The following is a 13,662-nucleotide window of genomic DNA, read 5'->3' on the forward strand; positions in this document are numbered from 1 at the left end:
ATGGATAATAATTTAATTAGTAACAAAGAATTAATTGAAATGGGCTATCGCCCTCATACAGCGAATGATATCATTCATCAGGCAAGAGAATTACTTGTATCACGAGGCTATACATTTTATAATCGCAAACGTTTGATGGTTGTTCCAAAAAGTGTTGTAAATGAGATTCTAGGAACAGAGGTGGCGTAATATGGCAAGTGTTCGTTATCGAAAGCGAGGAGATAGCAACTTATGGACCTATGAAATTCGTAACGAAGGAAAGACTGTTGCTCATAATAGCGGTTTTAAAACAAAAAAGCTTGCAGAGTCAGAAGCTGAACCGATTCTGCAAGAACTTCGTTTAGGGAAAAGAATTTCTAGAGATATTTCTCTTGTAGATCTATATCAAGAATGGCTTGAACTAAAAATTCTACCGAGTAGCAGGTCGGAAGAGACAAAGAAAAAATATCTTCTCCGTAAAAACACAATTGAAAGATTATTTGGAAATAAAAAAGTCACTCAAATTCGTGCGAGTGAATACCAAAGAATAATGAATAAGTATGGGCAAACAGTTGGTAGAAATTTTCTTGGTAGATTGAATACTGGAATCCATCAGAGCATCCAAATGGCAATTGCCGACAAAGTTCTAATAGATGATTTTACACAACATGTCGAGTTATTTTCATCCAAAGAACAACAGATGACCGAAGAGAAATATTTGCATACAGAAAAGGACTATCTGGATTTACTTTTAGCAGTAAAGAGAAAATTTGATTACCAACGATCAATTGTTCCTTATATCGTCTATTTTCTATTAAAAACAGGGATGAGGTTTGGAGAGTTAATAGCGTTAACTTGGAATGAAGTTGACTTTGACAGAGGACTGTTAAAAACATATAGAAGGTTTAATACCCTTTCTCATAAATTTGTCCCTCCAAAAAACAAAACGTCTATTCGTATGGTACCGATAGACGAAGAATGTATTAAGATATTACAAGTCCTAAAAATTGAACAAGAGAAGGCTAATAAAGAGCTAGGTATCAAGAACAGGTATAAAATGATTTTTCAGCATTATGGATATATTCATATGGTACCAGATATTGCTAGTGTCAATAAAGCTTTGAGTGTTCTTTTAAATGAATTAGATATTTATCCAATTATCACGACAAAAGGAGCACGTCATACCTATGGAAGTTACCTCTGGCACAAAGGATTTGACCTTGGGGTTATTGCAAAAATTCTAGGGCATAGAGATATTTCAATGTTAGTAGAAGTATATGGACACACTTTAGAGGAGAAAATTTTTGAGGAATTTAATCAAATCAAAGATGTCTGGAAAGATTGCTCATAAAAAAATATGGGGCAAATGATGGGGCAAATCAGTTATAGACAAGCAAAAAAGCCTTTTAAATCAAGGCTTTTTCTTCTGTATTTCTATGCCCCCTACAGGGCTCGAACCTGTGACCCATGGATTAAGAGTCCACTGCTCTACCAACTGAGCTAAGGAGGCTGGATGCTGTATTGGTACCGATGATCCACGGTTTGTATTGAACCCGCGACGTAAAAAAGCAGGTGGGCGACTCGCTACTAACTTCAGTTGCTTCTGGGTGAGCCAGCCTGCACACTGTTAATAGACCTCTGTCTCCCGATAATACAAAAATTAGTCGGTCAACACTTATATGTGGATTCGTATACCACAGCAATTTCTATGTTTTTATAATACCACTTTTGAAAATTATTGCAAGAGGAAAAATCAATTTTTTTGCAATCGTTTTCCTTGATTCCTCTCGCATTATCTAGATAACTTATCGATTCGGTCTTTATTAGCTCCAAGAGCTCTTTCATATTTCCCGGTTTCATTGGGTTGGAAATAATTCACACCTCTTAATTTATCCGGAAGGTATTGTTGCTTGACCCACTTTTCAGGATAAGCATGGGGATACTTGTAATCTTGTGCATTGCCCAGTTCCTTACTTCCAGCATAGTGCCCATCTCTCAAATGACGAGGAATCGGTAAATTTCCTGATTTTCTAAGGTCTGCCAAGGCAGCATCCATAGCCATATAAGCCGAATTCGACTTAGGAGATAAAGCTAAGTCAACAACTACATTGGCTATCAAAATACGCGCCTCTGGGAAACCTACTTTCTGTGCAGCTTCCAAAGCTGTAACCGTGTGAACTTGCGCATCAGGATTAGCTAAACCAATATCCTCGTATGCAATCACAGTCAAGCGCCGCGCTAAACTAGGGAGATCTCCTGCTTCAACCAAACGCGCTGCATAATGAAGACTGGCATTAACATCAGAGCCTCGAATAGATTTTTGCAAAGCAGAGAGCACATCATAGTGTCCATCACCGTCTTTATCCATGGTGATATAGCTACGTTGTAAACTATTTTCCACTGTATCTAAAGTAATATGGCGAAGCCCATCTTCTGAAGCTGGCGTCGACATGACAGCTAGATCCAACGAATTATAAGCCGAACGTAAATCACCATTAGTAGCCGTAGCAATAAAATCTAGAGCATCATCATCTAACTGGACATCAAAGTCAAAACCACGCTCCTTGTCCTCTAAAACACCTAGGATAGCTTCCTTAATATCCTCGTTAGAGAGTGGTTCCAACTCAAATATTTGTACACGACTACGGATGGCTGGTGTTACAGAAAAAAACGGATTCTCCGTTGTAGCCCCAATCATGATAATATTACCATTCTCTAAGAGTGGTAATAAAAAGTCTTGTTTAGCTTTATCTAAACGATGAATCTCATCTAGGAGCAGAACTAAGCCACCTGAAAATTTAGCCTCTTCCGCAATTTCCTGCAGGCGTTTCTTGCTATCAACTGTAGCATTAAAGGTTCTAAAAGCAAATTTTGTTGTTCCTGCAATAGCACTAGCTATTGAGGTCTTCCCGATTCCTGGTGGCCCGTAGAGAATCATTGACGATAGCATATTCGCTTCTACCATACGGCGAATAATTTTACCTTCACCAACCAGATGCTTCTGACCAATCACCTCTGAAATTGTACGTGGACGCATGCGTAGAGCAAGATTATCTGGCATCTTCTCTCCTTTTTTAACTGATTTTTTCTTATTACAATAAGCATATACTATTTTGTTACAAAAAGAAATCATAAATAGTTCTTGTCAAACCTAAATTCTTATGATAGAATGTTTTGGTATGTGGTGCTAGCACATCCGTAATAAATTCTACCTAGGAGGAAAACACGAAATGGCTAAAGTATGTTACTTTACAGGACGTAAAACTGTTTCTGGAAACAACCGTTCACACGCTATGAACAAAACTAAACGTGCCGTTAAACCTAACCTTCAAAAAGTTACTATCCTTGTTGATGGTAAACCTAAAAAAGTTTGGGCTTCAGCTCGTGCGCTTAAATCTGGTAAAGTTGAACGCGTTTAATCTTATTGGATATTAAGAGAGATGACTTCAGTCGTCTCTTTTTTTATTTATCATCTTTCCCTTTTGGGTATACTTATGTTATAATAAAGAACTAACAGATAATTCTTATAGAAAGAAGGTGTCAGTATGGGATTTACAGATGAAACTGTTCGTTTCAACCTAGACGACGGTAGCAAAGATGAAATCAGTAATACTTTGACAAATGTCTACCGTTCGTTGGCTGAGAAAGGTTATAATCCTATCAACCAAATCGTCGGTTATGTTCTGAGCGGTGACCCTGCTTATGTTCCGCGTTATAATGACGCCCGTAACCAGATTCGTAAATACGAACGTGATGAAATCGTTGAAGAACTCGTTCGCTATTATCTTAAAGGAAATGGAATTGACCTCTAATGCGAGTAATGGGACTTGATGTTGGCTCAAAAACAGTAGGAGTTGCGATTAGTGACCCCCTCGGTTTTACAGCCCAAGGCGTTGAAATTATCAAAATTGACGAGGAGGCTGAAGAGTTTGGTTTCGACCGACTAGGCGAGCTCGTTAAAGAATATAAGGTAGAAAAATTTGTTGTTGGTCTTCCTAAAAACATGAATAACACTGAAGGACCACGTGTTGAGGCAAGCAAAGCCTATGGTGACAAAATCAAGGAAATCTTTGGAATTCCTGTAGATTACCAAGACGAGCGCTTGACAACTGTTCAAGCCGAGCGTATGTTAGTTGAACAAGCAGATGTCAGCCGTGGAAAACGTAAAAAAGTTATTGATAAATTAGCTGCCCAACTTATTCTACAAAACTACCTCGATCGAATGTTTTAAGAAAGTGTAATAGAGACCTAATAGTCAAGTGACAATCTAGTAAACTGACAAGCAAATATACTAGATTGTCCTCACTATTCAGCGCTCTCTTCAAAAAGGAGAACAATATGTCACACAATCACGACCACAACCATGATCATGAAGTCATCACTTTAGTAGACGAACAAGGAAATGAAACACTTTTTGAAATCTTGTTGACTATTGATGGACGCGAAGAATTTGGTAAAAACTATGTTCTTTTAGTACCAGCTGGTGCTGAAGAAGATGCTAATGGAGAAATCGAAATACAAGCATACTCATTCACTGAAAATGAAGACGGTACTGAAGGCGACCTTCAACCAATCCCTGAAGATTCAGATGCTGAATGGGATATGATCGAAGAAGTTTTCAATAGCTTTATCGACGAAAACTAAAAATATTCAATGCCATAGGCAAAGAAATGGCTTGTTAAAAAGAGATTGGGATATTGTATCTCAGTCTCTTTTTTAGATATTTTTTATTAAATGTAAGAAATTAGAGGAAAATTGACTAAATGGTATTATCTGATATACTTTAAATAAGACAATTAGGAGGCAAGACCCTTCTATTTATAACTTTCCAAATGTCAACAAAGGAGTTTAATTGTGAGTCCATACAACGAAGACAATACTGTAGATTCAAGTGGCTACCAAGGTTATCATCGAAGCCACCATCGATCTCATACACAAGATAGTCAATCCGAAAAGATTGAAGTGACAATTCAAGGACATACCGAAGAATCAGATTCTTCTCAAATAGAGAAAAAAACTAAGATCTCACTTCCATGGAAGCATAAAGGTCATATCCTGATTTTCAGTTTGATCTTAAGTATTTTTAGTATATCAGTTCCCTGCTTTACAGACTTTGCCAATAATATACAGTCTCAAAACCTTTATATTGCAAAAATGTTTGCCAATGGTAGCTTACCTTACTCTGACTTTTTTGCGACAGGTGGATTCTTTTATTACCTCCTGGTTTCTCTGGCTTTCCGTTTAGGATCAACGCTTTGGCTAATTCCTATACAATTCCTCGCCTACTATCTTTCTGGTAGTTACCTTTACAAGACTGTCATGCACATGACAAGTAAGAAGGAAATTGCCACTCTAATTAGTATTATTTTCTATGTCACTAATGGAACACTAGGCTTTGGTGGGCTTTACCCTATCCAATTTGCTATGCCTTTTGTCCTAGGTGCAATCTTCTTCTTAACTCGTTACTTTGCGGGTCATAGTCGTGACGAAGCCTTTATTCTTTACGGCTTTGCTGGAACTGCCGGGGCCCTCTTTGAAGCTCGAACTCTTATTTTCTGGATATTGTCACTTGTGACAATCTTCGTTTACAATCTTGTCAACAAACACTTTGCTCGTGGTTTTTATCAAGTTCTTTGTATTGTTTTTGGTAATATTCTAGTATTGTATCTATGTCTTTACTTTATCCTTAATTTACAAATTACATCGGACTACATTAACCAAGTTTTGGTTTACAACTTTACACAACTCGCTGTAGAAAAAAATGACTTTCTACTTACACTAGCCTATCAAAGCTTTGCTGTTTTAGGCTCTGGGTTACTTATTGGTGCACTTACTACTAGCAACCACCTTCTTGGCGAGGCTAAAGATAAGAGCATCAAGTGGGTACTGCTCCTTAGTTTTATCTTTACAGTGGTTTACAGCTTATTCTCTCAAAGCTTTGGACTTTACAGTATGCTCAATATCGTACCTTATGGTCTAGTCTTAACAGCACTTTCTTTAGATGATGCTATTAAAAAGAGAGCAGAGCGAACTTCTCACCGACGTCGTAATGGTAACCAGATTCACACACTTAAAGTTTTTGGTATCTTCCTTAGTCGTAATTACTTCTTACCTATTGCAGTCTTTGCATTCGCTTTTGCGATACCAATCATTATGTTCCTATTTAATTTAGGAAATAATACTGAACGTAGTACTGTTGCAAATTACCTCTCTAAAAATACCAAGAAAGATGAAACGATTTACGTTTACGATTCCTCAGCAAAGATTTATTTGGAAAGCAGTCGTAAAGCAGCCTCACAATTTGTTCTTCCAGAACTTAACACAGCTAAATCTAGTCATCAGAAAGCTCTTTCGGATACTATTATCCAAGATTCAGCACAATATATCGTTGTCCAACAGGATACACAACTACCTTCTGAGGTTAAATCTACACTTTCAAAAAACTATAAAAAGGCCCCTGTAAAAGGCGTTAAACGATACACTGTTTATGTCCTAAAATAGGTCAAAAAATCAATATATAGTGGTTGGAATAAAAATATACCACAATATATTGATTTTTTTTTGCCTAGTGCTATAATTAGTAACGAGGTGATTTTTAGATGATTACATTAGAAAAAGAAAAGGTTACAATCAACCCTGATATCAAAGTCATCAAACGTGATGGTCGTATGGTTGTCTTTGATTCAAGTAAAATATATGAAGCTATTCTCAAAGCGAGTGAAGCTATTACACCTATCACACCCTTAATTGAAGCAAAGTTGGAGGGAATTGCCAACCGTATTGTTGCTGAAATCAATGACCGCTTCACTCAAAATATCAAAATATATGAAATCCAAAGCATTGTAGAGCACGAGTTACTCGAAGCTAACGAATATACTATCGCTCAAGAATATATTAACTATCGTACCAAACGTGATTTTGAGCGTTCTCAGGCTACTGACATCAATTTCACCATCAGTAAACTTGTTAATAAAGATCAAGCTGTTGTTCATGAAAATGCTAATAAAGATAGCGACCTTTACAATACACAACGTGATTTAACCGCAGGAATTGTCGGAAAATCTGTAGGACTTAAGATGCTTCCTCCACACGTGGCAAATGCTCATCAAAAGGGAGATATCCATTTCCACGATTTAGACTATAGCCCCTACACACCTATGACCAACTGTTGTTTGATTGACTTCAAAGGCATGTTGGCAAATGGTTTTAAAATTGGTAACGCTGAAGTTGAAAGTCCTAAATCCATTCAAACTGCAACAGCACAAATTTCACAAATCATCGCAAATGTTGCCTCTAGTCAATATGGTGGCTGTACTGCTGACCGTATCGATGAGTTTTTAGCTCCTTACGCAAAACTTAACTACAAAAAGCACTTAGCTGATGCTAAAGAGTGGGTAGCTGAAGAAAAACGTGAAGATTATGCACGCGCCAAAACGCGTAAAGATATCTACGATGCTATGCAATCTCTTGAATATGAGATTAATACGCTTTTCACTTCAAATGGACAGACTCCCTTTACCTCTCTGGGTTTCGGTTTGGGAACAAGCTGGTTTGAGCGTGAAATCCAAAAGGCTATCCTACAAGTTCGTATTTTAGGACTTGGCTCCGAACACCGTACAGCTATTTTCCCTAAACTGATTTTTACCTTAAAACGTGGACTTAACTTAGAGCCTAGCTCACCTAACTACGATATTAAGCAACTAGCTCTTGAATGTGCAACAAAGCGTATGTACCCGGATGTCCTATCATATGACAAAGTCATTGAATTGACGGGTTCCTTCAAGGCTCCTATGGGATGTCGTTCCTTCCTACAGGGGTGGAAGGATGAAAATGGTATTGAAGTTAATTCTGGACGAATGAATCTGGGGGTTGTAACCCTTAATCTTCCTCGAATTGCCCTAGAATCTAAGGGAGACCAAGATAAATTTTGGGAAATTTTTGAAGAAAGAATGGGAATTGCCAAAGATGCACTCGTCTATCGAGTTGAACGTGTCAAAGAAGCTACACCTGCTAATGCGCCTATACTTTATCAGTATGGGGCCTTTGGCCAACGTCTAGGTAAATTCGACAATGTAGATCAACTCTTCAAACATCGCCGTGCAACCGTATCACTTGGTTATATTGGGCTTTATGAAGTAGCATCTGTTTTTTATGGTAGTGACTGGGAGACAAATCTAGAAGCCAAGGCATTTACTTTAAATATCGTAAAAGCTATGAAAAATGCTTGTGAAGGTTGGTCTGACGAATATGATTATCATTTCTCTGTTTATTCAACACCATCAGAAAGTTTGACTGATCGCTTCTGTCGTTTGGATGCTGAAAAATTCGGTGTCGTGACTGATATAACAGATAAAGAATATTACACCAACTCTTTCCACTACGATGTTCGTAAAAATCCAACACCATTTGAAAAATTAGAATTCGAAAAAGCTTACCCAGAAGCTGGCGCAACTGGTGGATTCATCCATTATTGTGAATATCCAGTCCTCCAGCAAAACCCTAAAGCACTCGAAGCTGTCTGGGACTTTGCTTATGACCGTGTCGGTTATCTTGGAACAAATACTCCAATAGATAAATGCTACAAGTGTGACTTTGAAGGGGACTTCACCCCAACAGAACGTGGATTCATGTGTCCTAACTGTGGCAACACAGATCCTAAAACAGTTGATGTTGTCAAACGTACTTGCGGTTATCTAGGAAATCCACAGGCACGCCCAATGGTTAAAGGACGCCACAAAGAAATCTCAGCTCGAGTCAAACACATGAACGGTTCAACCATAAAATATGAAGGTAAACACCTTTAATAAGACCTAGAATACATTATAATAAACTAGAAGCAGCTGGATGATACCTTCCAACTGCTTTGCTTATTTCATTTTTAGAAAGGAATATTATGGGAAAATATCAATTAGATTATAAAGGTATGCAACAAGTGGAACGTTACCACGAAAAAAATGCAACCGTCAAAAATGATAAAAAAGCACGTGTCCAAGCCCTTTTGAAAAAAGCTGGAAAGAAGAAGTAATATGATTTTACGCCGTCCAAGTCAAACAGATAAAGAAGCTATCTTAGAGATGATGGCTGAATTTGAAAGGGAGCAAGCTGCTCATGATGGTGGATTTTGGAACGCCAACAATTTTGTTTATGAAGAGTGGCTAGAAGAAAATCTTCAAGCGGAAGCGGGACTCAATATTCCTGAAAACTGGGTTCCTGCTATCCAGCTGGTTAGTTTTGACGAAGCAGGCCAGGCTCTTGGCTTTCTCAACCTTCGTCTCCGATTAAATGACTACTTACTAGAAAAAGGGGGCCATATCGGCTACTCCATCCGTCCATCCGAACGAGGAAAGGGTTATGCGAAAGAATCTCTCCGTCAAGGCTTACAAATAGCTAAAGAAAAGAATATTCATCGTGTTCTGGTCACTTGTAGTATCAAGAATCCTGCTAGCCAAGCTGTTATATTGGCCAACGGTGGTCAGTTGGAGGACATTCGCCATGAAACTGAGCGCTATTGGATAGATTTGGAGTAGAATCATGACATGGAATACACCAAAACCACAGGAATGGAAGTCTGAAGAGCTTAGCCTAGGACGCATTATTGACTACAAAGCTTTTAATTTCGTTGATGGTGAAGGCGTACGTAACTCCCTTTACGTCTCTGGTTGCATGTTTCATTGCGAGGGATGCTATAACGCTGCCACTTGGTCCTTTAAGGCAGGAATTCCCTATACTAAAGAACTTGAAGAACAAATCATGAGGGATCTAGCTCAACCTTACGTACAAGGTCTCACGCTACTTGGTGGTGAACCCTTCCTAAACACAGGAATTCTCATTCCCTTAGTCAAACGCATTCGTAAGGAACTCCCGGAAAAAGATATCTGGTCTTGGACTGGGTATACTTGGGAGGAGTTGATGCTTGAAACCCCTGATAAACTAGAACTTCTTCAACTCGTTGATATTCTCGTTGACGGCCGCTTTGACATCACTAAAAAGAATCTTATGCTCCAGTTTCGAGGATCATCTAATCAACGTATTATTGATGTCAAAAAATCTCTTGATCAAGGAGCAGTCGTTATTTGGGACAAACTAAATGACGGTCAAACTAACTATGAACAAGTTGATCGTAAAGATATGCTATAAGAAAAAGTCTGAGTTGATAACTCAGACTTTTTTAGACGATTTTAACAAAAACTAGCTCATTGTTAGAGGATAAATCCTCACGATAGTTAAAATCATCAAAAGACAATTTTCGTAAAGCATTAATCGTTTGACAATTCTCCTCCATAACAGCTGTCAAAAAAGCCCCTCTTGCCTTTTTGGATATCGTAGAGTGAGTCTTAAGAACCCCATTGCGGTCTTCCATAAAGCTAACCGTGAATAACTGCTTACGAAGAGTTGGACTAAAAACATCTTCAAATTCACTTGAAAGCAAAGAAACAACTGGAACTTGACTCTCCTCTAGAAATTGGTCATATTCAGCACGCCAATAGTTTTTTAAGGACTGACCATTAACCTTGATCTTCGTATGAAAGTCATGACGATGTTCTTGAATCGGGTAAAAAGCGGGAATGATTCCATAAAAAGAAGATGTGATGAATACTTGTTGGCCTAAGAAATCTTTTTCATATGTGGATAAGTCACTACGTTTGATGTGACGATACATCAGTCCATTAAAAAGCTCGACAGCCGGATAGTTCTTCGCTTCTCCAGACAAAATCGCAGCCCAGCGCTGCTTCTCTTTCTCAGCCTGCTCAGGCTTTATTTTATAAGCTGTGGACAATTCATCTGTGGATAATTTTGCCATTTCAGTTAGGATAGCCGCACTCTTTTCAGATAATTTTTGAGACGGAACTTCCTTACTGGCCTTCATTTCTTTTGCGGTTGGAATTAAAAATCTAATCATACTGATATTGTAAAGTCAAGCAAGCATTTCGTCAAGAATTCTATCCAACAAAAAAGAAGCTAACGTTCGTCAACTTTCTTTTTTTGTTAGTCATCTAAATCAACAAAACGACCTAGAATATGTACATTTTCTGCAATGGAGACAAAGGCTTTAGGGTCTGCTTTTCTCATATAATGCTTGAAGTCAGTATACTCTTCACGCGTAATAATCGCCAATAATACGGCTTTCTTTTCGTGATTATATGTTCCTTCCGCATCATTAATCAACGTTACTCCACGGTGGAGTTTCTTCTGGATCATTCGTACAACTGGATCTGGATTACTTGTAACAATCATAGCCTGCATTTTCTTTTGTTTAGTGAAAATCGCATCCGTTACTCGACTAGAAACAAAAATCGTAACCATTGAATAGAGAGCGTATTTCCAACCAAAAAGAATGCCCGCAAAAACCATGATAATCCCATTGACAATCAAGGAGATATTACCAACATCACGGCCTGTTTTCTTACGAATAGTGAGGCTAACGATATCCGTCCCTCCGCTAGAGATACGAGATTTTAAACCGAAACCAATCCCTGTTCCCATGACCAAACCACCAAAGATAGCATTGATCAAAGGATCCTCTGTCAAGGTTACATGTGGCATCACCTGAATAAAAAGGGAACTCATCGTTACTGTAATGAAGGTAAAGATAGTAAATTTATGGCCAATCTTATACCAAGCCAAAATCAAGAGAGGGATATTAATCGCGTAGAAAGTCAATGATACTGGTATCTCAAAGCCCAAAGTTCTAACACTCAATGCCGATAAAACCTGTGCCAAACCTGTCGCTCCACTAGAGTAAACATGTCCAGGTTGAAAAAAGAAATTAACGGCGATTGACGATAAGAGCCCATAAAGTAAAGACGCTGAGACTTTTTCAGTATACTTTTCACGGGAAATACTACGAACAGCCTGCAAAACGCCCATTCTCTTCGCAGACTTTTTCGCTACAAATTTAACATGTTTATGAAGAGGTGCTTTATTCATTTTCTAAATCTACATGAAGGGCAAGTTCTTCCAACTGTTTATCAGCCACAAGACTTGGAGCCTGAGTCATAGGATCTGATGCCTTATTATTTTTAGGGAAGGCAATCACTTCACGGATATTATCTTTACCTGCAAGAAGCATAACAAAACGGTCAAGACCGATAGCCAAACCACCATGTGGTGGGAAACCATAGTCCATAGCTTCAAGAAGGAATCCAAATTGCTCGTAGGCTGATTCTTCAGAGAAGCCAAGGGCTTTCAACATACGTTCCTGTAGGTCTTTATGATTGATACGTAGACTACCCCCACCAAGCTCATAACCATTCAAGACAATATCATAAGCCACAGCACGAACCTTGGAAAGATCACCTTCAAGCTCTGCTACAGAATCTTCTGTTGGCAAAGTAAATGGGTGGTGAGCAGACATATAGCGTCCTTCTTCTTCAGACCACTCAAACATTGGCCAATCGACAATCCAAAGGAAGTTGAACTTAGTATTGTCAATCATGTCAAGTTCTTTAGCAATCTGATTACGCAAAGCACCAAGTGTGTTATTAGCGATTTCAAGTGTATCTGCTACAAAAAGAACTAGATCATTCTCTTCAAGGTGTAAAGCATCTGTCAACTTTCCTTCAATACTTGTCAAGAATTTAGCAACTGGACCTGCTAGAGCTCCGTCAGTCATCTTAACCCAAGCAAGACCTTTTGCGCCAAATTGTTTGGCAAACTCTGTCAACTTGTCAATACTTTTACGTGAGTATTTGTCTGCATTTCCTTTGACAACAATTGCCTTAACAGCTGGTGCCTCAGCAAATACTTTGAAGTCTACACCCTTGACAACTTCTGTCAAGTCTTGTAAAAGCATGTCAAAGCGTGTATCTGGCTTGTCAGAACCATAGTTATTCATGGCATCATCATAAGACATGCGGGGGAATGGTAATGTAACTTCAATCCCTTTAGTTTCTTTCATAACCTTAGCAATCAATCCCTCTGTAATATCTTGGATTTCTTGCTCATTAAGGAATGACGTTTCCAAGTCAACTTGTGTAAACTCAGGTTGACGGTCTCCACGCAAATCTTCATCACGGAAACACTTAACAATTTGATAATAACGGTCAAAACCAGCATTCATCAATAATTGTTTAGTGATTTGAGGACTTTGCGGAAGAGCATAAAAGTGACCTTGGCTAACACGGCTTGGAACCAAGTAATCACGAGCACCTTCTGGTGTAGATTTTGTCAACATTGGTGTTTCAACATCGATAAATTCCAAGTCATCAAGATAATTTCGGATGGCGTGAGTTACCTTTGCACGGAGCTTAAAGTTTTCCAACATCTCTGGACGACGAAGATCCAAGTAGCGGTAACGCATACGTGTATCATCACTAGCCTCAACACCATCTTTAATTTCAAATGGCGTTGTTTTGGCAGTATTAAGAACTTTAAGATTTTCAACTTTAAGTTCGACAGCACCTGTAGACAAGTTATCATTAGCTTGTTCACGCGCTTCAACAGTTCCTGTTACTTCAATAACAAATTCGCTACGCAAGCTTTCAGCTGTTTCAACAACATTAGCATCCGCATTTTCAGGGTTAACAACCAACTGCATCAAACCTTCACGGTCACGAAGATCGATGAAAATCAAACCTCCGAGGTTACGACGGCGAGATACCCAACCTTTCAAAGTAATAGTAGTTCCGATGTGTTCACTACGAACACGTCCGGCATACATAGAACGTTCCATAAATACACTTC

General features: G+C 38.6%; 15 protein-coding genes, 1 tRNA gene and 1 other RNA gene. 11 read left to right on the forward strand and 6 right to left on the reverse strand.

The genetic code is table 11. From position 1 onward, the window contains the following. Together H7U02_RS00635 and H7U02_RS00640 are read left to right on the forward strand one after the other, a co-directional pair. Positions 1-189, forward strand: coding sequence for a DUF3173 domain-containing protein (locus H7U02_RS00635; protein ID WP_000369785.1), 189 nt, complete (start codon positions 1-3; stop codon positions 187-189). Position 190: 1 nt separating this feature from the next. Further along, on the forward strand, positions 191-1,330 hold the full coding sequence (locus H7U02_RS00640; protein ID WP_003091984.1) for a tyrosine-type recombinase/integrase: 1,140 nt from the start codon (positions 191-193) through the stop codon (positions 1,328-1,330). Between the two features lie 86 nt (positions 1,331-1,416). Here the strand turns inward: H7U02_RS00640 and H7U02_RS00645 are convergent. The 3 genes from H7U02_RS00645 to H7U02_RS00655 all read right to left on the reverse strand — a co-directional run bounded on the left by H7U02_RS00645 (position 1,417) and on the right by H7U02_RS00655 (position 3,040). Further along, a tRNA-Lys gene (locus H7U02_RS00645) sits at positions 1,417-1,489 on the reverse strand. After that, positions 1,490-1,685: non-coding RNA, 6S RNA (gene ssrS, locus H7U02_RS00650), on the reverse strand. Between the two features lie 86 nt (positions 1,686-1,771). After that, positions 1,772-3,040, reverse strand: coding sequence for a replication-associated recombination protein A (locus H7U02_RS00655; RefSeq protein WP_049529097.1), 1,269 nt, complete (start codon positions 3,038-3,040; stop codon positions 1,772-1,774). A gap of 169 nt (positions 3,041-3,209) precedes the next feature. Between H7U02_RS00655 and rpmB the strand changes: the two genes are divergently transcribed. The 9 genes from rpmB to nrdG all read left to right on the forward strand — a co-directional run bounded on the left by rpmB (position 3,210) and on the right by nrdG (position 10,116). Further along, positions 3,210-3,398, forward strand: coding sequence for a 50S ribosomal protein L28 (gene rpmB / locus H7U02_RS00660; RefSeq protein ID WP_002885786.1), 189 nt, complete (start codon positions 3,210-3,212; stop codon positions 3,396-3,398). 126 nt (positions 3,399-3,524) lie between these two features. Continuing rightward, the gene (locus H7U02_RS00665; RefSeq protein ID WP_002885737.1) at positions 3,525-3,791 is read left to right on the forward strand and encodes an IreB family regulatory phosphoprotein; all 267 of its coding nucleotides are present in this window, start codon (positions 3,525-3,527) and stop codon (positions 3,789-3,791) included. Continuing rightward, a complete protein-coding gene (gene ruvX, locus H7U02_RS00670; protein ID WP_002887078.1) occupies positions 3,791-4,210 on the forward strand; it encodes a Holliday junction resolvase RuvX in 420 nt (139 codons plus the stop codon). Before H7U02_RS00665 ends, ruvX begins: the two co-directional genes overlap by 1 nt. A 107-nt stretch (positions 4,211-4,317) precedes the next feature. Continuing rightward, complete coding sequence (locus H7U02_RS00675) at positions 4,318-4,623, forward strand: DUF1292 domain-containing protein (protein ID WP_002887079.1); 306 nt, start codon at positions 4,318-4,320, stop codon at positions 4,621-4,623. 210 nt (positions 4,624-4,833) lie between these two features. Next, a complete protein-coding gene (locus tag H7U02_RS00680; RefSeq protein WP_073689285.1) occupies positions 4,834-6,480 on the forward strand; it encodes a hypothetical protein in 1,647 nt (548 codons plus the stop codon). A 98-nt stretch (positions 6,481-6,578) separates the two neighbouring features. After that, on the forward strand, positions 6,579-8,783 hold the full coding sequence (gene nrdD / locus H7U02_RS00685) for an anaerobic ribonucleoside-triphosphate reductase (protein ID WP_002892109.1): 2,205 nt from the start codon (positions 6,579-6,581) through the stop codon (positions 8,781-8,783). 89 nt (positions 8,784-8,872) lie between these two features. After that, complete coding sequence (locus H7U02_RS11445; protein WP_002885877.1) at positions 8,873-9,004, forward strand: hypothetical protein; 132 nt, start codon at positions 8,873-8,875, stop codon at positions 9,002-9,004. A 1-nt stretch (position 9,005) separates the two neighbouring features. Then, complete coding sequence (locus H7U02_RS00690) at positions 9,006-9,506, forward strand: GNAT family N-acetyltransferase (RefSeq protein ID WP_107372416.1); 501 nt, start codon at positions 9,006-9,008, stop codon at positions 9,504-9,506. A gap of 4 nt (positions 9,507-9,510) precedes the next feature. Continuing rightward, the gene (gene nrdG, locus H7U02_RS00695) at positions 9,511-10,116 is read left to right on the forward strand and encodes an anaerobic ribonucleoside-triphosphate reductase activating protein (RefSeq protein ID WP_060973092.1); all 606 of its coding nucleotides are present in this window, start codon (positions 9,511-9,513) and stop codon (positions 10,114-10,116) included. A gap of 31 nt (positions 10,117-10,147) precedes the next feature. Here the strand turns inward: nrdG and yaaA are convergent, their stop codons facing one another. The 3 genes from yaaA to aspS all read right to left on the reverse strand — a co-directional run bounded on the left by yaaA (position 10,148) and on the right by aspS (position 13,651). Beyond that, complete coding sequence (gene yaaA / locus H7U02_RS00700) at positions 10,148-10,879, reverse strand: peroxide stress protein YaaA (RefSeq protein ID WP_037599334.1); 732 nt, start codon at positions 10,877-10,879, stop codon at positions 10,148-10,150. Between the two features lie 86 nt (positions 10,880-10,965). After that, the gene (locus tag H7U02_RS00705; RefSeq protein WP_002892117.1) at positions 10,966-11,907 is read right to left on the reverse strand and encodes a YitT family protein; all 942 of its coding nucleotides are present in this window, start codon (positions 11,905-11,907) and stop codon (positions 10,966-10,968) included. Next, on the reverse strand, positions 11,900-13,651 hold the full coding sequence (gene aspS / locus H7U02_RS00710) for an aspartate--tRNA ligase (protein ID WP_201042580.1): 1,752 nt from the start codon (positions 13,649-13,651) through the stop codon (positions 11,900-11,902). The genes H7U02_RS00705 and aspS overlap by 8 nt, the downstream gene beginning before the upstream one ends. Positions 13,652-13,662 lie beyond the last annotated feature (11 nt).

This window comes from Streptococcus sp. 3.1 (assembly GCF_016648915.1).
Taxonomy (GTDB): Bacteria; Bacillota; Bacilli; order Lactobacillales; family Streptococcaceae; genus Streptococcus; species Streptococcus salivarius_E.